At 34.2% G+C, this 22,893-nt stretch carries 24 protein-coding genes and 8 tRNA genes; 1 reads left to right on the plus strand and 31 read right to left on the minus strand.

From position 1 onward, the window contains the following. Positions 1–5 precede the first annotated feature (5 nt). Entirely contained in the window at positions 6–287 is a 282-nt protein-coding gene (gene rpsT / locus ACP5QL_RS02710) for a 30S ribosomal protein S20 (protein ID WP_012583468.1), read from the plus strand. Here rpsT and holA read toward each other — a convergent pair. The 31 genes from holA to rho form a co-directional block, all read right to left on the minus strand. Then, on the minus strand, positions 267–1,253 hold the full coding sequence (holA, locus tag ACP5QL_RS02715; RefSeq protein WP_428125270.1) for a DNA polymerase III subunit delta: 987 nt from the start codon (positions 1,251–1,253) through the stop codon (positions 267–269). The two genes, rpsT and holA, sit on opposite strands and share 21 nt — an antisense overlap. Next, a complete protein-coding gene (locus ACP5QL_RS02720) occupies positions 1,234–2,580 on the minus strand; it encodes a ComEC/Rec2 family competence protein (RefSeq protein WP_428125274.1) in 1,347 nt (448 codons plus the stop codon). The genes holA and ACP5QL_RS02720 overlap by 20 nt, the downstream gene beginning before the upstream one ends. A gap of 4 nt (positions 2,581–2,584) precedes the next feature. Beyond that, the gene (locus ACP5QL_RS02725; RefSeq protein WP_242603682.1) at positions 2,585–3,079 is read right to left on the minus strand and encodes a helix-hairpin-helix domain-containing protein; all 495 of its coding nucleotides are present in this window, start codon (positions 3,077–3,079) and stop codon (positions 2,585–2,587) included. 69 nt (positions 3,080–3,148) lie between these two features. After that, positions 3,149–4,405, minus strand: coding sequence for a S41 family peptidase (locus ACP5QL_RS02730; RefSeq protein WP_428125279.1), 1,257 nt, complete (start codon positions 4,403–4,405; stop codon positions 3,149–3,151). 12 nt (positions 4,406–4,417) lie between these two features. Continuing rightward, positions 4,418–5,545, minus strand: a complete 1,128-nt coding sequence (locus tag ACP5QL_RS02735; protein ID WP_273333486.1) for a murein hydrolase activator EnvC family protein — start codon at positions 5,543–5,545, stop codon at positions 4,418–4,420. After that, entirely contained in the window at positions 5,542–6,354 is an 813-nt protein-coding gene (locus ACP5QL_RS02740) for a cell division protein FtsX (protein ID WP_428125282.1), read from the minus strand. Before ACP5QL_RS02740 ends, ACP5QL_RS02735 begins: the two co-directional genes overlap by 4 nt. 15 nt (positions 6,355–6,369) lie before the next feature. Then, positions 6,370–6,615, minus strand: coding sequence for a DUF4321 domain-containing protein (locus ACP5QL_RS02745; RefSeq protein ID WP_012583461.1), 246 nt, complete (start codon positions 6,613–6,615; stop codon positions 6,370–6,372). Further along, a complete protein-coding gene (locus tag ACP5QL_RS02750; protein ID WP_012583460.1) occupies positions 6,612–7,145 on the minus strand; it encodes a Gx transporter family protein in 534 nt (177 codons plus the stop codon). The genes ACP5QL_RS02745 and ACP5QL_RS02750 overlap by 4 nt, the downstream gene beginning before the upstream one ends. Then, positions 7,126–8,145: an FAD:protein FMN transferase gene (locus tag ACP5QL_RS02755; protein ID WP_012583459.1), complete on the minus strand. Its 1,020-nt coding sequence runs from the start codon at positions 8,143–8,145 to the stop codon at positions 7,126–7,128. Before ACP5QL_RS02755 ends, ACP5QL_RS02750 begins: the two co-directional genes overlap by 20 nt. After that, positions 8,109–8,909 carry an RnfABCDGE type electron transport complex subunit B gene (locus ACP5QL_RS02760; protein ID WP_012583458.1) on the minus strand — a complete coding sequence of 267 codons (801 nt, stop codon included), beginning with the start codon at positions 8,907–8,909 and terminating at the stop codon, positions 8,109–8,111. The genes ACP5QL_RS02755 and ACP5QL_RS02760 overlap by 37 nt, the downstream gene beginning before the upstream one ends. A 14-nt stretch (positions 8,910–8,923) precedes the next feature. Next, positions 8,924–9,511 (minus strand): electron transport complex protein RnfA, encoded by a 588-nt coding sequence (locus ACP5QL_RS02765; RefSeq protein WP_012583457.1) that lies wholly within the window; start codon positions 9,509–9,511, stop codon positions 8,924–8,926. Between the two features lie 8 nt (positions 9,512–9,519). Further along, positions 9,520–10,119 carry an electron transport complex subunit RsxE gene (gene rsxE, locus ACP5QL_RS02770; RefSeq protein ID WP_012583456.1) on the minus strand — a complete coding sequence of 200 codons (600 nt, stop codon included), beginning with the start codon at positions 10,117–10,119 and terminating at the stop codon, positions 9,520–9,522. A 12-nt stretch (positions 10,120–10,131) separates the two neighbouring features. Then, positions 10,132–10,668, minus strand: coding sequence for an RnfABCDGE type electron transport complex subunit G (locus tag ACP5QL_RS02775; protein ID WP_012583455.1), 537 nt, complete (start codon positions 10,666–10,668; stop codon positions 10,132–10,134). Beyond that, positions 10,665–11,621, minus strand: coding sequence for an RnfABCDGE type electron transport complex subunit D (locus ACP5QL_RS02780; RefSeq protein WP_272995222.1), 957 nt, complete (start codon positions 11,619–11,621; stop codon positions 10,665–10,667). Before ACP5QL_RS02780 ends, ACP5QL_RS02775 begins: the two co-directional genes overlap by 4 nt. A 17-nt stretch (positions 11,622–11,638) precedes the next feature. Further along, a complete protein-coding gene (gene rsxC, locus ACP5QL_RS02785) occupies positions 11,639–12,952 on the minus strand; it encodes an electron transport complex subunit RsxC (RefSeq protein ID WP_428125291.1) in 1,314 nt (437 codons plus the stop codon). A gap of 19 nt (positions 12,953–12,971) precedes the next feature. Then, entirely contained in the window at positions 12,972–15,617 is a 2,646-nt protein-coding gene (locus ACP5QL_RS02790) for a valine--tRNA ligase (protein ID WP_428125294.1), read from the minus strand. 14 nt (positions 15,618–15,631) lie between these two features. After that, on the minus strand, positions 15,632–16,867 hold the full coding sequence (gene clpX / locus ACP5QL_RS02795) for an ATP-dependent Clp protease ATP-binding subunit ClpX (protein ID WP_272995217.1): 1,236 nt from the start codon (positions 16,865–16,867) through the stop codon (positions 15,632–15,634). A 10-nt stretch (positions 16,868–16,877) separates the two neighbouring features. Then, on the minus strand, positions 16,878–17,462 hold the full coding sequence (gene clpP, locus ACP5QL_RS02800) for an ATP-dependent Clp endopeptidase proteolytic subunit ClpP (RefSeq protein WP_012583450.1): 585 nt from the start codon (positions 17,460–17,462) through the stop codon (positions 16,878–16,880). 4 nt (positions 17,463–17,466) lie between these two features. Further along, positions 17,467–18,762: a trigger factor gene (gene tig, locus ACP5QL_RS02805; RefSeq protein WP_012583449.1), complete on the minus strand. Its 1,296-nt coding sequence runs from the start codon at positions 18,760–18,762 to the stop codon at positions 17,467–17,469. 73 nt (positions 18,763–18,835) lie between these two features. Further along, positions 18,836–18,910, minus strand: a tRNA-Gly gene (locus ACP5QL_RS02810). Positions 18,911–18,931: 21 nt separating this feature from the next. Continuing rightward, positions 18,932–19,015 (minus strand) — tRNA-Leu (locus ACP5QL_RS02815). 5 nt (positions 19,016–19,020) lie between these two features. Further along, positions 19,021–19,096 (minus strand) — tRNA-Lys (locus ACP5QL_RS02820). 5 nt (positions 19,097–19,101) lie between these two features. Beyond that, positions 19,102–19,178: transfer RNA gene (locus ACP5QL_RS02825), tRNA-Arg, on the minus strand. Positions 19,179–19,191: 13 nt separating this feature from the next. Then, positions 19,192–19,268, minus strand: a tRNA-His gene (locus ACP5QL_RS02830). Between the two features lie 25 nt (positions 19,269–19,293). Continuing rightward, a tRNA-Arg gene (locus ACP5QL_RS02835) sits at positions 19,294–19,370 on the minus strand. A gap of 33 nt (positions 19,371–19,403) precedes the next feature. Then, positions 19,404–19,478 (minus strand) — tRNA-Gly (locus tag ACP5QL_RS02840). A gap of 15 nt (positions 19,479–19,493) precedes the next feature. After that, positions 19,494–19,571 (minus strand) — tRNA-Pro (locus ACP5QL_RS02845). A gap of 59 nt (positions 19,572–19,630) precedes the next feature. Further along, positions 19,631–20,173, minus strand: a complete 543-nt coding sequence (gene yfcE / locus ACP5QL_RS02850; protein WP_012583448.1) for a phosphodiesterase — start codon at positions 20,171–20,173, stop codon at positions 19,631–19,633. A gap of 4 nt (positions 20,174–20,177) precedes the next feature. Continuing rightward, positions 20,178–20,909: a metallophosphoesterase family protein gene (locus ACP5QL_RS02855; protein ID WP_272994885.1), complete on the minus strand. Its 732-nt coding sequence runs from the start codon at positions 20,907–20,909 to the stop codon at positions 20,178–20,180. A gap of 2 nt (positions 20,910–20,911) precedes the next feature. After that, a complete protein-coding gene (locus ACP5QL_RS02860; RefSeq protein WP_012583446.1) occupies positions 20,912–21,421 on the minus strand; it encodes a GerMN domain-containing protein in 510 nt (169 codons plus the stop codon). Between the two features lie 33 nt (positions 21,422–21,454). Then, positions 21,455–22,879 (minus strand): transcription termination factor Rho, encoded by a 1,425-nt coding sequence (rho, locus tag ACP5QL_RS02865; RefSeq protein WP_273333476.1) that lies wholly within the window; start codon positions 22,877–22,879, stop codon positions 21,455–21,457. Positions 22,880–22,893: the final 14 nt, after the last annotated feature.

Here is a 22,893-nt window from a genome sequence, read left to right on the forward strand (position 1 = left end):
AAAAGATGGCAAATACAAAATCAGCAATTAAAAGAATTAAAATTAGCGAAAGAAATAGAATCAGAAACAGGGTTAGATTAGGTAAAATCAAGTTCTACACTAAACAGTTTCTAAAGTTCTTAAACGAAAACAATATTGAAGAAGCAAAGAAAATACTTCCCGAAGTAATAAGTGCTATTGATAAAGCAGCACAAAAGGGTACTTTGCACAAAAACACAGCAGCAAGGAAAAAATCAAAACTCATGAAATTACTTAATCAAAAACTTTCAGCTAACCTTTCTTCCTAATTTAAGTATAACTTTTTCTATTAGTATTCTTTGATCCTTACTTGTAGTTTTATAGTCCATATCAACCTGCCGCAGAAGGAAATAAATCTCCATAAGTTCTGCGGCAGTGTACTTTGTTAACGCTTCTATAGATTTTTTAACTACAAAAGGATGTAAACCCAACTTTTCCTTTATTTCATCAGATGAGTACCCATCCTTAAGAAGAGCATTTATCCTAAGAAGTTGTCTTATCTGTTTTATAACTATTTCAAGTATAACTTGAGGATAAACTCCTTCACTCCACAAAGCATCTATTCCTGAGAAGGCAATAAGAAAATCTCTCCTAAGTAGAGCATCCAAGAAGGTATAAAAGGCAACTTCCTGTGTGGCTAAGACTTTTTTCAGATCCTCTATAGTAACCTCATTCCTTTCTCCTACAAAGGCACAAATTTTCTCTATCTCCTGCATTAAAATACCTATTTTATCGGCATAGTTAATAGAAAGGAAATATATACTTTCTTCATCTATAGACTTACCCTTTTCCTGAAACTTTTCTTTAATCCATCTTCTTAAAGCATCAGCTCTAAATTTTGTAAATTCCACTAATCCCTCAGGAGGAATATATTTAGCATAGCTCATTCTCTTAGCCTTTTCTTCCTCAGCATTAGCCATAAAAACAATACAAGTATTAGTTAATCTCTTAAATAGCAAATCAAGTTTTTTAGGCATATTTTGATCTTTCAACTCTTGAGCGTGCCTTATTACTATTAATTGATCCCCTAAAAGAGAGGGTGATTCAAAATAAGGAACAAGATTATCCCAACTAATCTCATCGGCAAAAAAAGCCACGTAATTTGCATTCTTAAATCTTGCTTTCTTAAGTTCCTCAAGAGCTTCTTCCATGAGAAACTTTTCCTCTCCTGTAAATAGGTATACAGGAGAAAACTTTTTTTCTTTAATTGAATGTTTAAACTCCCAGTAGTTCATTTTCTTCTCTTTTCCTTAATATAACAGGAAGCAAAATAAGAGATACACTAATTAACAAGCTTATTTTATAATGTTCTCCAATCAATTGCAAACTCTCAAATAAAATATCAATCAACTTAGATAGAATTTTTTCAAAAATAAAACCCATAGGCAAAGAGAAGCCTATTAAATAGAGGAAAGAGAAGAAAAGGACTAAGCTAAAAATAGGTATGGCAAAAAAATTAGCAATAATACTTATAGGCTTTAAGCTACCAAAATAATAGATATTTAAAGGAGCTAAAAATATCATGAGCCAAAAAGAACTTTCCCAAATTTCTTGGAGATAAGCCGGCAAGAATTTAGAAAAATTAGGCTTATACAAAAGCCCTAGCATTGCTAAATAGGAAAGCTGAAAACTTACGTTAAACAATTTTAAAGGAGAAATAACAAGATTAACAAAAGCGACCCAAAAAATAGCATTTAAATTATCCTCTTCCCTTCTTAAAAGAAAGGCAAGAAGTATAAAAACATATTGTCCTATGACTCTCCACACAGGAGGATTATCTCCTATTATCCATCCATAAAATACCAAAAGAGGAAGAATAACAATTCTGACAAGAATTCTACGAAGAGGAATTAAAGCACTGAAAATATTTATGAGAAAAGAAAGATGAAGTCCTGAAATAGCAAGTAAATGGGAGGTCCCTGTATTTACAAAAAGATTTTTTACATCTTCTGAGAGACCTCTTCTCTCTCCCATAACTATTGCTAGTAAAAATTGTTCTTTATAATCCTCAAAAACTGAATATACGTTACTTATTCTATTTCTTAAATTATTCCTAATTCTTTCTAAAGAATTCTTATAGCCTCTTTTAATTAAATAAATTTTCTCAGCTTTAATAAGATAAAGGATATCTTCATCCCACAGAGAATATAAATTCCCTTGATTCAATGGATATAACCCTACTCCCTCTAATAGTATTTTATCTCCTATTTCAAACTTCCTATTTTTAATATTGAGTTTTCCCTCCTCTTTAAATCCCTCTATTTTAATCACATAACTATTGAAATCTTTCCCCTCAAAAGAGTCTTCTACTATTCCAGTTAAGCTTTTAAGCTTAGCATTACTATAAACTTCAAATTGGGGAAAGCTGATTCTGTATAAATAAAATCCAAGTAAAAACAAGAATATTAAAGTTATGTAAAAATAAATCTTGGATTTTCTGTTAATTACAAAAACTAAAAGGAGTAAAAATAAAAAGAAATAAACAAAACTCAGATTAATTTTGGCAAATATAATTCCCAATATATAGAAAATTAGAAAATAAAAAGAATAAGGAAATTTCAAAGAATCACCACGTAATTTGATCTCTTATTCTCTCAAGCTTTTTTTCTCCAATTCCTTTTACATTTAACAAATCTTCCGCAGAACCAAAAGGACCATTCTCCTCTCTATATTCAATAATTCTTTGGGCTAAAGTAGGGCCAATCCCCGGAAGAGATTCTAACTCTTCTTTACTGGCGGTATTTATATTGACCTTATCACTTTTAGAAGTATCTATCTTTCTTGTACTTAAAATCGCTTGAGATTTTAGCTCATTCTCTGAATTTTCTAATTTTGAAGGTATATAAATTTTAGAACCATCTCTTAAGAAATCTGCAAGATTAACTTTATCCAAATCAGCAGAGGGCAAAGATCCACCTGCCAAATTAATAGCATCAATCACCCTTGCCCCCTCTTCCAATTTATAAACTCCTGGATTTTTTACCTCTCCTGTTATGTGAACAATAATAAATTCGTTTTTGTCTACATCAATATTATTACCACCACTTAAATTAGAGACCATAGAAAATAAAACCCCTACTAAAATTACAACAAAAATAACCAAAAGAAATTTTTCTTTCTTCTCAAACATTTATTTTTTATTTAAAACCAATTTTTCCTTTTCCTTCAATTTCGATAGTTGTTTTAAAAGTACTTCAATAGCCTTCTCTAATTGTATATCATTATCCTTCCCTACATTTTCTGGTGCCATTTCTACTATTACATCAGGTTGAATCCCCTCTTTATTAATATCTTTACCAGATGGAAGCAGATATTTTTCAGTAGTCAGCTTAAGGGCAGAACCATCAGAGAGAGTAAATATGGTTTGAACCACGCCTTTTCCAAAGGTTTTTTCTCCTAAAAGAATTCCTTTTCCATAATCTTTTAGCGCTCCCGAAAGTATCTCAGATGCACTCGCAGAATACCTATTCACAAGTACTACAAGAGGCTTATTCCATCTATATAATTCCTTAACAACTTTTTCTCCATATAAGTTCTGATTCCTATCCATTCTATATACTACTACACCTTTAGTAGTGAATGTCTTTGTTTCTCCATTCTTTATAACGGTTTTTACCTGATCATTGTCAGAGATAAACATACTGGCGATCATGACTGCAGATCTTAAATCTCCACCAGGATTGTTTCTCAAATCAAGTATTAACCCAGAACTTTTTTCTAATTTCTTTAACGCGTCTATAATCTTTTGGGGAGAATTTTGAGTAAATTCATAAAACTTAATATAACCAATATTATTCTTTAAAGTTTTATATTCAACAACAGGAACCTCGATCAATTCCCTTTTCAAAGTATATTCATAATATTTTTTTTCAGATTCCCTATAGATCTTAATTTTTACTTCCTTTCCAATTTCTCCCCTAATCAAAGAGACAACCACATCTAAAGGCTTATTGATAACAGACTGTCCATCTACCTCAACAATCTGATCTCCTGGCTTTATCCCTGCTCTATGGGCCGGAGTATTTTCTATAGGAGAAACCACAAGAATCTTACCATCCTTTGACTCCAATCTTATCCCTACCCCTCCAAATACTCCCTGCATGTCCTCAGTAAAAGTCTTAAAAGACTTTGGATCAAAGAACTCTGTATATGGATCATCAAGAGCCTTTACCATTCCCCTAATGGATTCATACTCTAATTTTTTGTTATCTAAATTCTTTTCAATATAAGCATTTCTCACATAATATAGTGCCTCTATGTATACTTTTACACTGGAAATAATATCCTCTAAGGAATCCTTTGCAATGGTAAACTTTGGTAAAAGAAATACTCCTATTCCAATTATCACAACTGAAAGCAAAAGCCAAACTCTTCTTTTTATTCTCATCTTATCCTCCTTCTATTTTAACCAAGTTAAAGGATCCACAGGATCCCCGTTTATTCTTACTTCAAAATGTAAATGAGGTCCAGTACTAAGACCCGTTGATCCCACATAGCCTATCACATCACCTTCTGCAATCTCTTCTCCTACTTTTACCACAATTTTAGAAAGATGTCCATAAACAGTTGAAATTTTTCCTCCATGATCAATTATAATCATATTTCCATATCCACCATACCAACCTGCAAAAATAACTCTCCCAGAAGCCGCAGCCCTAATAGGAGTTCCATAAGATGCGCTTATGTCAATCCCAGTATGAAAGAGAGGTGCACCACCTAAAAGAGGATGCCTTCTCATTCCAAATCCTGAAGTAATACTTCCGATAACTGGCCAAGAAAGTTTACCTTTTTGGGCTTTCTGAATATTTGATGAGGCTAATCTTCTAATCATTTGCTCTATCTCTTTGGATTCCCTTTCAAGGGTCGCTACTACTTGTTGTTGGTATCTCTTTTGAGTTCTAACCTTCTCCAAGTATGCCAATTTTTCTTTTTTCTTTTTCTCTATATAAGCTTTCTTTTCAGCTATGCTTTTAACCAAAGCCTCAACCCTTTTTTCCTCTTCCTCCCATCTTTTCTTTGTCTGTTGTATATCTTTACATTGAGTATTTAAATTATTTAATCTTCCTGCTTCAAGTTTCATAAGAGTCTTTAAATAATAAGGTACTGCTATTTGAAAAAAAGCATCATTTAAAAATATCAAGCTGAAAGAATTATTAATTTGCAATAATTTATAAGAATCACCAAGATTTTCTTTAAAGTTTAAACTCCTATACTTCAAATTTCTCTGAAGTATACTCAATTGAGTAGATAACACTGTTAATTTTGCTTGTGCCTCTCTTAATCTTGACTCAGCAACATTTAATTCTCTCTCTGCCCTATCAAGATCCTGATCAATTTTAGTTATTTCACGAACAATATTAACTTCTACAGACTCTAAATTTTTGATCTGCTGCTTAAGAGATTGGATTTGTTTTTGTTTTTGTTGTAATTCTTTTTGCTTTTGAAGAATTATAGAGGACGTATCGGCACCGTAAATTGAAACTAACATCAAGGATAATATTAATATTATGATTACAAATCTTCTCATCTTAGTCTCTGAAAACTTATTAGTGCAGAAGTAAAACTCACAATAATACTTGAAAGTATAAAATACAAAACCCAAACAAGAGAATGTCTTAGGTCAAATATAAATTCAAAATAAGGTAAATATACAATTATGTAGCTTTTAATAGAGGAGGAGATTAAGAAGATTAACAAAAAGGCTATGACCGACGACGTAAAGGTCACAAAGATATTCTCCCATATTTGAGAAGGTACTGAAAAGTTTGGAAAGGCCAAATGAGCGTGAGCAAGAAGTTCTACAGAGATTATCAAAAAGGCAAAACTTCCTAGATATATAAATAGTTTTTTGATGCAGTTTATAAGATTATTAAGCTTATGCCATTGATTCACCATATCTTCAGAATACCTTACTTCCTCCACAAAGTTGTAGTTCATAACAAAACTCAATATATTTTCAATATTGTCGAGAATTAAAGGAGTTATTTCCAAGGCCTTAGGCAAATTATCAGGTGATCCCCAGGCAAATATATCATTCTCTCTTCCAATAATCTCTTTTAATTTTTCCCATGCATCTTTTTGAGTAATATAGTTTATTTCCTTTATATGAAAGTTATTTTTTAAGTCATCAATGAGCTTTAATATTTGAGAGTCAGGGGTTTTTGAGTTTATAAAAGCATAAATCTTAATCTTCTCAATCCACATATTTAAAGAACCATTCATAGCAGTAATAAAAATCACAATGGCAAAAAATATAACATATAAAATTATAAACCCTAAATATAAAAATATCCCCTTACTCTTTATTCCTTCCCAAAACTCTTTAGCCCCTGACATGTATAAATTATACCTCTATATCTTATAGAAAAGCAATACAATTAAGACTCCTATTACACTTCCCAGGTTTAATCTTAAATCAAAGCCTAAGGTAAAAACAAAAAAATAAAAATCAAGATTAATAGGAGAAAAACCAATATTTATACCTTTTTTTAAAATTTCAAGCTTATCTGATAATGCCTCAGCCAAAACTCCTCCTACCAAGAATCCTAAAATTAGTAAGAGAATAAACATTCTTGTAGAAGTCTTGTTTCTTCTCATAATTCACCCCCAGAGTATTTTTTAATAAATCTTAATACATACCCCCCTACCACTCCATTGAAAAACCCCGTAATAATTCCGAAAATTATTAAAAAAGGTGCATAATACAAAATTGCAGAATGAAAAACAAAAAACATAACTATAAGAAGCTGTACAAAATTATGAGTCAGAGCTCCTATTATACTGTTAGAAATTAAACTGATGTTAGATTTTGCTAACGCCCCCATAACCAATGTACTTGCTATTCCCCCAAAAAACCCTAAATAGAAAGATATATTCAAAAATCCTCCTAGTATAATGTTTACTATAATAACTCTAAATATAGTTATAACAAGAGCTTCTTTCAAACCTAACATATATATGGCAATAAGAGAAATTATATTTGCAATGCCTACTTTGCCCCCTGGAAGAGGAAAAAAGGGAGTTATAAATAGACTCTCTAAATAATAAAGAGTACAGGCGAGAGACAGTAATAAGCCCAATAGAGAAATATAATATATCTTATTTTTCCTAATATTTGTAATCTTCATTTTTCACAAAATGTATATTAGGAGAATACCAGATTTTCCCATCACTAAAGACAATAACAACCCCTAAATCCGTAAATTTTTCCCAATAAGATATAGCTTTTGCTCCCATAACAAAGAAGGCAGTAGATAAAGCATCAGCTTTAGTAGCATTTTCACTTATTATACTCACACTCATAACCTCTCTTACAGGATATCCTGTTTTAGGATCAATTAAATGGCAATACCTTATTCCATCTCTTATAAAATATCTCTCATAATCTCCAGAAGTAGCCACAGAACCTTTATTAATATAAACTAATCCTATATAATCATCTAACTTACGAGGATTTCTAATTCTTATCTCCCATTCATTTCCATCCTTAGGTTTACCATATACTCCAATTTGCCCACCTATATTTAATAAAGCTCTTTCTATCTTATACCTTTTCAGAGAGGATAATAACCTATCTAAAATGTATCCTTTTGCTATTCCCCCAAGATCAATCTCCATACCCTTAGGAATAAAAACCATCTTTTCTCTTATCTGAATCCTCCGAAAATCTACTTTTCTTAATTCTCTCTTTACTTCATCCTCCGTAGGTATCCTATATCTTTTGTCATAAAATCCCCATAATTTTAAGAGAGGAGCAATTGTAGGATCAAAATATCCATCAGTCATTTTTGCGTAATATATTGCTTTATTTATAATCTCAAGAGTATCTTCTGCTACTTTTACCCAACTTCCCGCCTTTGAATTTATTCTATAAATATCACTATTATTGCTAAATCTATCCAAAAGCTTAGCCAGATATTCTAAATTCTCCCAACACTCATTTAAAGCCCTCTCACCATCCCTTCCCCATATCCTAACCTCTATAAAGGTATCCATTAAGATTCCATTTCTATAATATTCTCTACTTTCATCAAAGTTTCTTATAAAGAGAAAAAATAGAGCTCCTATAAATAAAAAAGAAATTAATATTTTTATTTCTTTAGCAAAATGAGAGCTTTGGTTGGACATTTCTCTACACAAATTCCACAACCATCACAAAGATTATAATCAATCACAGGAAATCTTCCATCCATCTTTATAGCACCCTTAGGGCATACTTTCTCACAAATCCCACAACCTATACATGCTTTAGAACATACTCTTCTTGCCTCAGGACCTGGAAGTTCCGTTTTGCATCCCAAAAGAAGAGGTATATCAACAGGAAGAAGGGTTAAAATCCCCCTTGGACATGCTTTTACACATAAACCGCATCCAGTACACTTCTCCATATCTATCTTAGGAAGTCCATCTTCACCCATATGAATTGCATCAAATGGGCATGCCTTAACACAATCTCCAAATCCTAAACATCCTGTAGGACAACCCTTATATCCACCCTGAACCAGATTTGCAGCTTTACAGGTATCCACACCTTTATAAACATATTTCTCTTGAGCTATTCCTTTTCCTCCCTGACAAGTAAGAAAAGCTACACTTTTAACCATTGTTATATTTTCATCTACTCCTAAGATCTTAGCTATATTTTTAGCAACTTTTTCTCCCCCTACTACACAACCAGTATACGGAGCTCTTCCCTCTACAACTGCCTTTGCAAAACCCTCACAGCCAGGATAACCACAAGCACCACAATTAGCCCCTGGAAGCACATTTAAAATTTCAGTAATTCGAGGATCTACCTCTACCTTGAACTTTTCTCCTGCAATAGCAAGTCCTATTCCAAACAAGAGCCCTATAGCCCCTAATACTATTACTGAAATAAGTACTAATCCCATAAGTTTAATCCTCCTTAATGGGCTAATCCTTGAAATCCTAAGAAAATAAGAGCAAGAAGTCCAGCAGAAATGAAAACTATAGGATATCCTTTCCAAAACTCAGGTATTTCCGAATAAGATAATCTGTCTCTAATACTTGCAAGTAAAATTAAAGCAATTGTAAATCCCAAAGAGACTCCTAATGAATATACAATTGCTTCTATTAAGTTATGACCATAGTTTATATTCAAAAGAGTAACACCAAGAATAGCACAGTTAGTAGTTATCAATGGTAAGTATATTCCCATAGCCTTATATAAGCTCGATAAGAACTTTTTTATAACCATTTCCACTAACTGAACCAACACTGCAATAACAAGAATAAAAGAAATAGTTCTCAAGAATAATAAATTTAAAGGTACCAATATATAATAATAAATGAAAAAGGTAACCACTGAAGCCATCACCATAACAAAAGTAACAGCTGCACCCATACCTATTGAGGTCTCAATTTGAGTACTCATACCTACAAAGGGACATAAGGCTAAAAATCTCATAAAAACAATATTGTTTATTAAGGAGGCAGAAATAAAAAGCATAAAGAGTTTTCCAATTATATTCATAGTTATAATTACCTCCTACTTACTCTCTTCTCAAACCATTTTAGTAACCCTATTAGTAAGCCTATTCCCCAAAAAGCACCAGGGGGCATTGTAAATACTTTGGCTGGATCAAAACCACTAAATATTACTTTACCTAAAATAGTACCATTTCCCAAAAATTCCCTAATCAATCCAAGGGCTACTATAGCCCAGATATAACCTAAACTTATACCAATTCCGTCGGCAACAGATTCTAAAACACTATGCCTATATGCAAAAGCCTCTGCTCTTCCAATAATAATGCAATTCACCACAATTAAAGGTATGAATATACCTAACGCTTTATATAGTTCTGGGAAATATGCAGAGATAACTAAATCTACGATTGTAGTAAAAGTACCAATTACAATGATAAAAATAGGTATTCTTATCTCGTTTGGGGTTATAGGTCTTAGCAAAGAAACAAAAAGATTAGAAAAGATCATCACAAAAGAAAAAGCAAGACCCATTCCAATAGCGTTTTCCACACTGGTAGAAACAGCAAGCACTGAACACAAACCTATCATCAATATAAGAACAGGATTTTCTTTGAAAATACCATTTACTACATACTTAAAGAAATTTCTCATATTTTAACCCCCTTAAATTCTGTTATGTTTCAAAACCTCATTAATTGCTCTAACTACCGCAGAGGAAGAGATAGTTGCTCCAGAAACAGGCGTGATATTTTTTTTAGCCTCCAAATTTGGTTCTTTTTTCCCTATAAATTGTCCTAAAAAATTATCCTTAGTAACCTCTGTACCAAGTCCTGGAGTTTCCTGTTGAGATACCACTTTTACTTTTTCTATCACTCCCTTGTCATTCACTGCAACAAGTAGTACTATATCACTACTATATCCTTTAGTGCTTACCTCCCAAACTTTCCCTACCTCTTTTCCATCCCTCTTCCCTATGTATATTTCATTTATATTAACCAAAGGATCAATATTCTTTGGTTTATTTGACAAAGGTACAAACTCAATTGCTTCAGGGAGAAGCTCTTTGAGCAATAAATTTCTCTCTTTTGCTTTATTAAGTTCTATGACCTTTTGAGTATTCTCATAAGTATAGGCAAGAACACCTGCAGCTATGGCACATATGAGCATTAAAGTTAAACCATATCTCAAAATGTTTTTCATTTTTTCACCTCTCCAAATCTATGAGGCTTTACAAGATTATCAATCAAAGGAGTTAAAGCATTCATAACAAGAATTCCATAAGAGACACCTTCCGGATAAGCACCCCAAAATCTTATAACTATGGTAAACAACCCTGCTCCTATACCAAAGATCAATCTTCCCTTAGAAGTAAGAGGTGTAGTTACCCAATCAGTAGCCATAAAGAATGCTCCTAAGAAAAGTCCTCCAGAAAGTATTTGAAAAATCGGGTCTTTTCCTACTAAAAAAGACATGATAAACACTGTTAAAATAAAGGAAACTGGAATCTTCCAATCAATAATATTTTTATAGATCAGCCATAAACCACCTAAAAGCAAAAGAAGAATTGATGTTTCTCCAATACATCCTGCTCTATTTCCTATAAAAAGATCCCAATAACTTGGTAAAGAGTATCCTGTAAGTTTGAGTTTTTCTATAGCCAGAGGAGTTGCAGTAGAAAGGTTAGACATAAAGCCTAATCCGCCTATTGGTTTAACCCAGGAAGTCATAATCTGAGGATAAGAAGATAAAAGAAAAGCTCTTCCTACAAGAGCGGGATTTAAAAAGTTCTCTCCAATTCCCCCAAAGACCTGCTTAGCAAGTAAAATGGCAACACCCGTTCCAATAATAGGAATCCAAAAAGGTACATTAGGAGGTAAGATTAATGCTAACAAAAGTCCAGTTACTACAGCACTGTAGTCTTTAAGAATACTTAAAGGTTTTCTTCTAATATACAGAGCAAGAGCCTCCCACAGAACTGAAGAAACAACACTAACAAGTATTACTATAAGGGCATAAAACCCAAAAAAATATATACCTGCTAAAGTAGCAGGTAGAAGAGCAAGAATAACCTGTCTCATTGCATAGGAGGTATCTTCTGTTGTAAAAATATGAGGAGATGAGGAAACAATCAGTTTTTCATTTTCTAACTCCATAAATAGTTCTCCTCCTTTTACTTTCTTCTCCTTGCTAAGATGTCAGTTTTCCCTACCCTAATCCATTGAAGAAGAGGCCTTCTTGATGGACAAATGTAATTACAGGAACCACACTCAATACAATCTAAGATTCCTAACTCTTCCGCCTCAACTAATTTACCCTTCTTTACATATCTTGCCAATGTGGTTGGCATAAGTCCCATTGGACATACCTCAAGACACTTTCCACATCTTACACAAGGAATTGGATCATAATATTCAACTTTATCTTCGGGAAATACCACTACCCCAGAAGTACCCTTAACTATTGGCGTGTTTAAATCATATATTGCAACTCCCATCATCGGTCCCCCAAACAAAATCTTACCAGGCTTACCTTTAAATCCTCCCACATATTCTATAAGCTTTATTACAGGTGTACCTATTAAAACTTCTAAATTTTTTGAAGAATTAACTCCCTCACCTGTTACCGTAACTCCCCTTGATATTAAAGGAAGACCTGTCCTAAAATGCTCAGCTATAGCCACTGCTGTTCCCACATTGTTTACCACAACCCCCACGTCCATTGGAAGCCCACCCGATGGAACCTCTCTTCCCAACACTGCCTTTATAAGGTGCTTTTCAGAACCCTGAGGATATTTAGTAGGTAAAGTAACTATTTCAATGTCACTGTCAGCATATTTCTTTAAAACTTCCACCGCATCTTTCTTATTATCCTCGATACCTATAATTCCTCTTTTCACTCCAAGCACATACATTAATATATGTAATCCCTCGATTATTAATTCTGGCTTTTCTAACATCAACCTATAGTCAATAGTTAGATAAGGCTCACATTCGGCACCATTTAAAATAACAGTGTCTATCTTCTTTTCAGGAGGAGGCGAAATTTTTACATGAGTAGGAAAAGCAGCTCCTCCAAGACCGACAATACCAGCTTCTCTAATCCTACTTTTAATCTCCTCAGGAGAAAGATTTTGCCAATTCACTGAAGGAGGAAGATCAGGATAAACTTCATCTTTTCCGTCAGGTTCTATCTCTATTCCTACCATTTGCTTACCCGTTGGATGAGGATAGAGTCCTATCCTCTTAACAGTGCCTGAGGTAGGAGCATGAATAGGAGCTGATACATAAGCTTGTTTGTCACCTATTTTTTGACCTTTATATACATAATCTTTTACCTTTACTAAAGGATCATTAGAGGCTCCTGTATGTTGCCAAGTAAAAATTATTAGTCTTTCAGGAAGAGGCAATTTAGAAATAGGACTATCTTTAGAAAGCTCTTTTTTCTCAGGAGGATGTACACCACCTTTAAAACTAAGCATCTTCATATAAACCTCCTACTCTACCTTACTCTAAGATTCTATATCTTTCCTGCAAAAATTCAACTTTTTTCTTAAGACTTTCTAATTTCTCTTTTTCTTTCTCCACAACCTCAGGTGGAGCTTTTTCTATAAAATCTTTATTAGATAAGCGCTTTTCTACTTTATCTATTAATAGATAAAGTTCCTCTAACTCCTTTTTTACTTTTTCTCTTTCTTTGCTTATGTCAATTAAGCCCTCTAAATTGACATAAAAATTTACATCTTCAACAATTTTATGAGCCACATGTTTTAGGTTTCTCTTCTCCAAAATAGTTGAAAGTTTCGCCTTAGCTAAGGTATAGAAATATCCAGAATATCCTTGAAGGAGAATTTCCTTATATTTATTGGGAGTAAGAAACTCTACATTAATAACTTCATTAGGTAATATATTAAATTCTGACCTTATTGCTCTTATGCTTCTTATAGATTCCATTATAAATTCCATATCTTTTTCAGCCTCTTCATCTATAAATAATTCATTTACTTCTGGCCATTTTGAAATCATAATGCTTTCATGAGTTGATGGTAATTTTTGCCATATCTCCTCAGTTATAAAAGGCATCACAGGATGCAAAAGTTGCATGCTCTCTTTTAATACCTTCCAAAGGATAACCTGAGCTATAAGTCTGCTTTCTGGATCTTCAGTATTAGAAAGCCTTGGTTTTGAAAGTTCGATGTACCAATCGCAAAATTCTGACCAGAAAAAGGTGTAAATCGTCTTGACATACTCACTAAATCTGAAATTTTCAAGATGATCAGTAACTTCATAAACTGTCTTTTGAAGTCTACTCAATATCCATTTGTCACTCAAAGATAAAGAATGTTTAGTAAGGTCTACCTCATTATAGTCTATATTAAAGTCCAAATTTGAAATTACAAACCTTGCTGCATTCCATATTTTATTTGTAAAGTTCTTCGTATTCTCAAAGTTTTCCTCATGGAAACGCAGATCTTGCATTTCAGTACATTGAATCGCAAGTCCAAACCTTGTCACATCAGCACCATATTTATTTATAAGCTCTAAGGGATCAACACCTGTCCCCTTAGATTTACTCATTCTCTTGCCTTCTCTTGTAAGAACTGTAGGATGCACATAAACATAATAAAAAGGTACCTCTTTCCTAAACTCAAGTCCCATCATAATCATTCTCGCAACCCATAGATTAATGATATCCCTTGCAGTACTTAAGACTGAAGTGGGATAAAAATAATTTAGATCTTCCGTATCTTCAGGCCATCCCAAAGTTCCAAGAGGCCAGAGTGCAGAGCTAAACCATGTATCTAACACATCCTCATCCTGCCTTAAGTTTTCGGACCCACATCTCTCACACTTCTCTGGTTTTTGCTCTTCTACATTAACATGACCACAGTTTTCACAGTACCAAGCTGGTATTCTATGTCCCCACCAAAGTTGTCTTGATAAGCACCAATCTTTTATATTATACATCCAATCAAAATAAACCTTTTTCCAACGATCAGGTATAAATTTAACTTCCCCTTTTTCTACTACTTCAATAGCAGGTTTTGCAAGATTTTCCATTCTCATAAACCATTGTTCTGAGATTAAAGGCTCAATGGGAGTTCCACATCTATCACAAGTAGCAAGATCATGTAAATAAGGCTCTTTTTTCAAAAGGTATCCCTCTTTTTCTAAATCTTCCTCAATCTTTTTCCTACACTCCAAAACACTTAATCCCTTATATTTTCCTGCATTTTCACTCATTATTCCATTTTCATCTATGACTGATATAAATTCTAAATTATGTTTCTTTCCAATCTCAAAGTCATCTATATCGTGAGCTGGTGTAACTTTTAAAGCTCCTGTACCAAAAGATGGATCCACAGTTTCATCAGCAATTATAGGAATTATTCTCCCTACAAGAGGTAACACCACTTTTTTACCTATTAAAGCCTTATATCTTTCGTCTTCAGGATTCACTGCTACAGCCGTATCTCCAAGCATAGTTTCAGGTCTTGCAGTAGCTATAACAATATACCCATCCTCTTGATATAAAGGATATTTTATATACCAAAGAAAAGAGTTTTCTTCCACATATCTTACCTCAAGATCAGAAAGAGCAGTCTTACAACGAGGACACCAATTAATAATTCTTTCCCCTTTATAAATATATCCTTTTTTATATAATTCCACAAAAGCTTTTATAACGGCTCTAGAATAGACCTCATCCATAGTGAATCTAAATCTCTTCCAATCACAAGAAACTCCAAGTTTTTTCAACTGCTCTACAATGGTATTGCCATAATTCTCCTTCCATTGCCATACCCTCTCTAAAAATTTCTCCCTACCAAGATCCCACCTTGTTTTGCCCTCTTTCAAAAGTTCCCTCTCTACCACCATTTGGGTTGCTATACCAGCATGGTCTGTTCCAGGTATCCATAAAGCATTAAATCCTTGCATTCTTCTCCATCTTATAAGAATATCCTGTATAGTAGCATTGAGAGCGTGTCCCATATGAAGAGATCCAGTTATATTAGGAGGAGGTAAGACAATAGAATAGTTTTTTTTACTTCTATCTACTTCAGCATGGAAATAATCCTTCTCAAGCCAATATTTATACCACTTTTCCTCCACCTCGTTAAAAGAATAAACCGATGGAATGTTTTCCTTCATTATCTACAATCCCCCTATCCAGCAAGCTTTTTTAATAAATCTTGAGAAATTTTATTACGATTATAAACTAATTCTGGAGTTACTGTAAATTTTTTAATACCAAGATTGGGAAGTTCATACATTAAATCTAACATCAGTTCTTCCATAACTGCTCTAAGTCCTCTTGCTCCTGTAGCCTTATCTATAGCTTCCTTTACTATAGCTTTTAAAGCTTCATCAGTAAAATTAATTTCTACACCCTCCATAGATAACAAAGCTTTATATTGCTTTACAAGGGCATTTTTAGGCTCAGTTAAAATTTTTAAAAGAGCCTCCTCACTTAAAGGCTCTAAGACAGCAACTACAGGAAATCTTCCTACAAACTCAGGGATCATCCCAAACTTAATGAGGTCTTCAGGTATAATATGATTTAATATTTGAGTTAATGACTTACGATTTTTAGGTTCTATTTGGGCCCCAAACCCAATATTTGATACATCTAATCTTTTTTCTACGATTTTTTCTATTCCTTCAAAAGATCCTCCAGCTATAAATAATATGTCCTTAGTATTTATTTGAATAAATTCTTGATAAGGATGCTTCCTTCCTCCTTGAGGAGGAACATTAGCAATAGTACCCTCTACTATTCTTAAAAGAGCTTGTTGAACTCCTTCTCCTGAAACATCTCTCGTTATTGATGGATTTTCAGATTTCCTTGAGATCTTATCAATCTCATCTATATAAACAATACCTTTTTCGGCTCTTTTAATATCCCAATCTGCATTTTGAATTAATCTCAGAAGAATATTTTCTACATCTTCACCAACATAACCAGCCTCGGTTAATGTAGTGGCGTCAGCTATAGCAAAGGGTACTTTAAGGAATTTTGCAAGAGTTTCTGCCAATAAGGTCTTTCCAACACCGGTAGGCCCAATAAGCAAAACATTACTTTTTTGTATTTCTACATCTTCTGTTATCTTTGATCTCATAAATATCCTTTTGTAATGATTATAAACAGCAACAGATAAGATCTTTTTCGCCCTTTCTTGTCCTATAACATACTGATCAAGGAAATTTTTTATCTCATGAGGCTTTGGTAAAACAAATTCTTGATTTTCCTCTTCTATTTCTTCACCATCCTCTTCTTCTATAATATCATAGGCTAACTTCACGCATTCATCACAAATGTATACTCCTGGACCTGCAATTAATTTTTTAACCTCTTTCTGAGTCCTTCCACAAAAGGAACAACGAATATTTTTATCGCTCATATTTTGTCTCCTATTCTTTCTTACTCTCTAAAACCTCGTCAACAATTCCATACTCTTTAGCCTCATAAGCAGACATGAAGAAATCTCTATCGGTATCTTTTTCAATCTTCTCTATGGGCTGACCAGTATGGTATGCTAAAATTTCATTTAAAACTCTCTTAATTTTTAAAATTTCTCGTGTATGAATTTCTATGTCAGCTGCAGGACCATATGCCCCTCCAAGGGGTTGATGAATCATTACTCTTGAATGGGGTAGTGCATATCGTTTACCTTTATCTCCTGCAGCAAGCAAAATTGCAGCCATACTAGCAGCTTGTCCTACACATACTGTAGCTACTTTAGGCTTTATATGTCTTATAGTGTCGTATATAGCAAGACCTGCAGAAACCTCTCCGCCAGGACTATTTATATAAAGGTATATGTCCTTTTCTGGATCTTCTGACTCTAAAAATAAAAGTTGAGCAACAATTAAATTTGCTACTTCATCATTAATAGTGGTACCTAAAAAGACTATTCTACTCTTTAAAAGACGAGAATATATATCATAGGCTCTTTCGCCCCTTGGTGTCTGCTCAATTACAATTGGAACTAACATTCTATCATTCCTCCTCTACAACATTTTCTTTTATTAAAAATTCTCTTACTTTTTCTCTAAGTAGATTTCTTTTTAATGTGTTTATTGTACCTTCCCTCTCTAATTCCCTTTTAATTTCTTTAAACTCTTTACCCTCATTTTCAGCAATCTCTTTTATAACATTATTAATTTCCTCATCGGAAATATTAATATTCTCAATTTCAGCAATCTTGTCAAGGATCATCTCTATTTTAATTCTTTTTCTTGCATCTTCAATTACATTGTTCACAAACTCATCCTTACTAATTCCCCTTTGAGAAAGATAATCTTCTAACTGTACTCCTTTTTTGTTAAGTTCGGTCAAGAATTCCCTTAAGATGTTTTCTGCAAGATAATGAACATAACTTAACGGAGGATCCAGCTCTGTGTTTTCTAATATTTTATCCAAAATCTGTGAAAAAAGTTTATCTTCCTCTAATTTTTCTCTTTCCTCTTTAATACTCTCTCTTACCTTCTCTCTAAATTCTTCTATAGAACTTGCATTTACTTTTTGGAGAAATATTTCCTGATCTGGTTTCTCATACCTCCAGATCTTCTTTACTTTCCACTTCAAAGGTAAACTTTGACCTGCAAGTTCCTTTTCATAAAAATCTTCAGGAAAAGATATCTCTATAACTTTCTCCTCTCCAGGCTTCATTCCAATTAATTTTTCTTCTAACTCTGGTAACATCTGCCCATTAAGGGTAAACCATAAAGGAGGAAGCTGACTACCATCCTCCCTCTCCCTTTCAAGATAAACCACATCTCCTTTTTCTATACTTCCTTCTTCCACAGTATTTAATTTACTAAGCTGAAGTTCAATCTGCTCTATAACCCTGTTAATTTCTTCCTCTGAGACCTCAACCTTTTCTTTTTTTAATCCAAATCCTTTATAATCTCCAAGTTTAAATTCAGGTGGCACTTCAATCACAAAAGAAAATTTTAAGTTCTCATTTTCCTTCCATTCCTGAGGCAGTAAGTCAAAATAAGGATCCTGAAGGGGTGTAAAATTCTCATTTTGAAGAATCATATTTAAAACTTCCCTTGCGACTATTCTTATTGCCTCATCTTCAAAAGCCTCAATTCCTAAATACCTTTCAAGAACAGGACGAGGGGTATAACCCTTCCTAAAACCAGGAACCTGATACCTTTTTACCAAACTTTTATACGCTCTTTCTAAACTTTCTTCTCTTTCCCTTGCATCTACTTCTACATTTACCTTAATTCTGCTACCCTGTAGTTTTTCTATATCATATTTGACACTTGATTCATTAATTGGCATTAATCTAACCTCCCTATAACAAAATAATACCTCAGATATGAATCTGAGGTCTCTAAATCTCTATATAAAATTTTGGAGCGGGAGACGGGATTTGAACCCGCGGCCTTCTCCTTGGCAAGGAGACGCTCTACCCCTGAGCTACTCCCGCACCTTAATTTTTCTTGTTGTTTGGTGCGAGGGGTGGGATTTGAACCCACACGGGAAATCCCACTAGATCCTAAGTCTAGCGCGTCTGCCATTCCGCCACCCTCGCACAACTGGTGAGCCGTGCAGGAGTCGAACCTGCAACCCCCTGATTAAGAGTCAGGTGCTCTGCCAGTTGAGCTAACGGCCCAAGAATGGCGCGCCCGGAGGGATTCGAACCCCCGACCCACGGATTAGAAGTCCGTTGCTCTATCCTACTGAGCTACGGGCGCTTTTTTCTATATTTGGGGTGAACGGCGGGATTTGAACCCGCGACCACTGGGGCCACAACCCAGCGCTCTGCCATACTGAGCTACGTTCACCATCTTTATCCCATATCTCAATTTCTGGCGCGCCCAGGAGGACTTGAACCCCCGACTTGCAGATTCGAAGTCTGCCGCTCTGTCCACCTGAGCTATGGGCGCGTGGCCCACTAATATTCTAACTATTTAAAATTTTGGAGCGGGAGACGGGATTTGAACCCGCGGCCCTCAGCTTGGAAGGCTGATGCTCTACCCCTGAGCTACTCCCGCTCTTTCATTTTTACCTGGTCGGGGCAGCTGGACTTGAACCAGCGACCTCCTGGTCCCAAACCAGGCGCGCTAAACCAACTGCGCCATGCCCCGATAGCTAAGATAATATTATAAAAAAATTTTTTTAAAGTCAAGAGATATCAATAATTTATCTATACTTCTAAAGAATAGAGCTCTGTCTTATCAGTTATATCAATAATTGCTATCTTATTATCTTGTAGTAGAGCTACAGTCTTATTAGGGGTCTTAGAAAGAGAGGGACTGCCTGGATTCAATATTATTCTATTATTCTCTTTCTTTAAAATAGGAGTATGTATATGTCCAAAGATCAAAATATCCACATTATATTTTTCTGCCATATCCCATAAATCTTCTTCCCTTTTATCTTCCCCATGGGTCACCAAGATCTTGAATGGTTCAAAATGAAGAAATACATATGGAGAAGCTATAGGATAGTTTAAAACCAATTGATCCACATCAGCATCACAATTTCCTTTAGCAATAAAAAAGGGTTTAGAATTATTTATCAGTTCAGCAAGTTTGGGAGGATTATATCCAGCAGGAAGAGGGTTTCTTGGGCCATGATAAAGGACATCTCCCGCATGAATTACATAATCACTCTTTTCCAGGAGTTCCTTTATGTATTCCCAAAAGGTAGTATCACCATGAGTGTCGCTCATCACTAAAATCCTCATAAATTCACCTCCCATACTGTAACCTTTCCCATAAATATTTAGGAAATCCCAGCATTTTCATATACTTTTGTAAGTTCTCCAAATTATATTCTACTCTATAAAATTCTATCACCTTTAATCTTGTATCATAAACTGCATAACTTGATTTCCAGTTACCATCTCTTGGCTGCCCAACACTCCCAGGATTTATCAAGTACTTATAACCTCTCTCTATTTTTAATTCACCTCCATTTACAAAGCTTACGTAATAAATTTCTTTATCCTTTTCAGAAAAAATAAAAACCCCTGTAAGATGAGTATGGCCAAAAAAGGCAATATTTTTGTTCATCAACTCAAAATTTGCAAAAACAGAATAATAATTAATCAGATACTCATCCAAAGGATCCCTCAAACTTCCATGAACAAGATAAGAATCTTCCAATTCTTTAATTTGAGGTAAATTCTTTAATTTCTCAATATTTTCTTTAGATATGTTTTCCTTAGTCCAATCAATAGCAAATCTGGCATATTCGTTGAAATCATCATATCCTCTCATTCCTACTGTAGCTGCATCATGATTGCCAATTACCTTATGCCTAAATTTTTTTAAATAATCCATACACTCGTTAGGAAAAGGCCCATATCCAACTATATCTCCAAGAAAGTATATTTCATCAACCTCTCTTTCGAGATTTTTATATACCTTTTCCAAAGCAGGAAGATTACTGTGTACATCTGATATTATACCAATCTTCATCTTCACTTAACCATTGACAAATCTCGTTCTAGGGGAGAAGTAAGATCAATATGTCCAGCAAGAGTTTCAACCACTGCTCCCCCAATAAGTATTTGAACTTTTTTGATTTCAGGAAATTCAGTCAATGTATCTACAATACTATAAATCGTTAAAATCTCTCCTAAGCTTCCGCCTGGATGATTTCTCTTAAACTCTTCCGAAAAATTAACATACGCTACTTCATCTTTTAAACTCACACTCAAAAGCCTTGTACCTTTAGGTATTGGGAAATGATCTTTATTACTATCTGATTCTTCAATTAGTTTTAAAATAACTTTTTTATAAAGATTATTTTTAAAAACCAACCTTTCCGCCAAACTTACTTCAATCTCAGAATCGGTTCTTCTTAAACTCTGATTATTAGAATCATAGGTATAGAGTACTACCTTGGTTTTAAAAGGAAAAAAGAACAATAAAAAAATAACAAATATTAACAAAAGACTAAACGAAATGCCAACTACTATCTTCTTCACTTTTTCTTACCTCATTACCCAAATATCTAAAAATTATCTTCTAATAGTATTACCTTTCTTAATTATACCATCAATAACCCTCAAGAACTCCTCGTTATTTCTTGTCTCCCTCAACATCCTCTTTAATCCCTCAATAGCTTCACCTTCTTCTTGTCCTATCAAGGTCCTTCTTAAGAACCAAATTTTCTTCAACTGGTCCTCTGGATACAGTAACTCTTCTTTTCTAGTACCAGATCTTGATATACTTATCGCTGGGAAAATTCTTCTATCAGCAAGTTTTCTGTCTAAAACCAGTTCCATATTTCCTGTTCCCTTGAACTCCTCAAAAATCACATCATCCATTCTACTACCAGTCTCTATTAAAGCAGTAGCAAGAATGGTTAAACTACCGCCCCCCTCAATATTACGTGCAGCCCCAAAAAATTCTTTTGCATGGTGCAATGCAGCAAGCTCAACTCCACCTGAAAGAGTTCTACCACTGGATGGTACAGCCCAGTTATAAGCTCTTGCGAGTCTTGTGATACTATCAAGCAGAATCACCACATGTTCTCCATATTCCACAAGTCTTTTTGCTCTTTCAAGAACAAGTTTTGCTACCTGTATATGCCTCTCAGGCGGTTCATCAAAAGTAGAACCAATAACTTCTCCCTGAACTGATCTTCTAAAGTCTGTTACTTCTTCTGGTCTTTCATCTATTAGAAGAATAAACAATTTTACTTCTTTATGATTTGCAGATATACCATTCGCTATTTTCTTAAGCAGTGTAGTTTTACCAGCTTTAGGAGGAGAAACAATTAATCCTCTTTGTCCTTTTCCTATAGGGGCAAGAAGATCTATTAATCTTGTGTCTACCTCATCAGGAGTGGTTTCAAGCTTTAATCTTTCAGTAGGATGGAAAGGAATTAAATCATCAAATTTGGGTCTTTGCCTTGAATGCATTAAGTCTCTTCCATTTACAGTATCAATTCTTAGAATAGCATACCATCTCTCATTTTCCTTCGGTGGACGAACCATTCCTCCAATCAGATCTCCATATCTTAGACCAAACTTCTTAATCTGAGAGGCTGATATATATACATCTTCATCACTTGGCTTAAAATTTTTCCTAATAAACCCATAGCCATCTTCTGTTATCTCTAAATAACCTTCCCTATATATGCATTCAAAGCCATCAATAATAACTTTATCCTTTTGCTCTTGCTTTTCCTCTTTCTCCTCCTTCTCTTCTTTTTTCTCTTCAATCTCTGGTCCTTTTATTCCAGCACCTTTTTCTATAGTAAGTAAAGAAGAAACCTCACTCTTAGGTGATTCTAAATCCACCTCTCCCTCCTCTAATTTCCTGCTAATTGCTTCAATCATTTCCTCCTTTGTCATACGATAATACCCAGGTATTTTTAGTTCTCTGGCAATTTCTACTAATTCTGCTCTGGTTTTGAGTACTAAATCCTCATAAGACATCCCTTTATTTAACC

This window comes from Dictyoglomus sp. (assembly GCF_049968615.1).
Classification (GTDB): Bacteria; Dictyoglomota; Dictyoglomia; order Dictyoglomales; family Dictyoglomaceae; genus Dictyoglomus; species Dictyoglomus turgidum.

Excerpts from the sequence above, each read along its gene's own strand:
- rpsT (WP_012583468.1), top strand. The coding sequence starts at position 6 with ATGGCAAATACAAAATCAGCAATTAAAAGAATTAAAATTAGCGAAAGA.
- ACP5QL_RS02735 (WP_273333486.1), bottom strand. The coding sequence starts at position 5,545 with ATGAGAAGATTTGTAATCATAATATTAATATTATCCTTGATGTTAGTT.
- clpP (WP_012583450.1), bottom strand. The coding sequence starts at position 17,462 with ATGTTAGTTCCAATTGTAATTGAGCAGACACCAAGGGGCGAAAGAGCC.
- rsxE (WP_012583456.1), bottom strand. The coding sequence starts at position 10,119 with ATGAGAAATTTCTTTAAGTATGTAGTAAATGGTATTTTCAAAGAAAAT.
- ACP5QL_RS02765 (WP_012583457.1), bottom strand. The coding sequence starts at position 9,511 with ATGAATATAATTGGAAAACTCTTTATGCTTTTTATTTCTGCCTCCTTA.
- ACP5QL_RS02780 (WP_272995222.1), bottom strand. The coding sequence starts at position 11,621 with ATGGAGTTAGAAAATGAAAAACTGATTGTTTCCTCATCTCCTCATATT.
- yfcE (WP_012583448.1), bottom strand. The coding sequence starts at position 20,173 with ATGAGGATTTTAGTGATGAGCGACACTCATGGTGATACTACCTTTTGG.
- ACP5QL_RS02760 (WP_012583458.1), bottom strand. The coding sequence starts at position 8,909 with ATGGGATTAGTACTTATTTCAGTAATAGTATTAGGGGCTATAGGGCTC.
- ACP5QL_RS02725 (WP_242603682.1), bottom strand. The coding sequence starts at position 3,079 with ATGGTCTCTAATTTAAGTGGTGGTAATAATATTGATGTAGACAAAAAC.
- ACP5QL_RS02790 (WP_428125294.1), bottom strand. The coding sequence starts at position 15,617 with ATGAAGGAAAACATTCCATCGGTTTATTCTTTTAACGAGGTGGAGGAA.
- ACP5QL_RS02855 (WP_272994885.1), bottom strand. The coding sequence starts at position 20,909 with ATGAAGATTGGTATAATATCAGATGTACACAGTAATCTTCCTGCTTTG.
- holA (WP_428125270.1), bottom strand. The coding sequence starts at position 1,253 with ATGAACTACTGGGAGTTTAAACATTCAATTAAAGAAAAAAAGTTTTCT.
- ACP5QL_RS02775 (WP_012583455.1), bottom strand. The coding sequence starts at position 10,668 with ATGAAAAACATTTTGAGATATGGTTTAACTTTAATGCTCATATGTGCC.
- ACP5QL_RS02740 (WP_428125282.1), bottom strand. The coding sequence starts at position 6,354 with ATGTCAGGGGCTAAAGAGTTTTGGGAAGGAATAAAGAGTAAGGGGATA.
- rsxC (WP_428125291.1), bottom strand. The coding sequence starts at position 12,952 with ATGAAGATGCTTAGTTTTAAAGGTGGTGTACATCCTCCTGAGAAAAAA.
- clpX (WP_272995217.1), bottom strand. The coding sequence starts at position 16,867 with ATGAGCGATAAAAATATTCGTTGTTCCTTTTGTGGAAGGACTCAGAAA.
- ACP5QL_RS02730 (WP_428125279.1), bottom strand. The coding sequence starts at position 4,405 with ATGAGAATAAAAAGAAGAGTTTGGCTTTTGCTTTCAGTTGTGATAATT.
- ACP5QL_RS02755 (WP_012583459.1), bottom strand. The coding sequence starts at position 8,145 with ATGTCCAACCAAAGCTCTCATTTTGCTAAAGAAATAAAAATATTAATT.
- ACP5QL_RS02745 (WP_012583461.1), bottom strand. The coding sequence starts at position 6,615 with ATGAGAAGAAACAAGACTTCTACAAGAATGTTTATTCTCTTACTAATT.
- ACP5QL_RS02750 (WP_012583460.1), bottom strand. The coding sequence starts at position 7,145 with ATGAAGATTACAAATATTAGGAAAAATAAGATATATTATATTTCTCTA.
- rho (WP_273333476.1), bottom strand. The coding sequence starts at position 22,879 with ATGTCTTATGAGGATTTAGTACTCAAAACCAGAGCAGAATTAGTAGAA.
- tig (WP_012583449.1), bottom strand. The coding sequence starts at position 18,762 with ATGCCAATTAATGAATCAAGTGTCAAATATGATATAGAAAAACTACAG.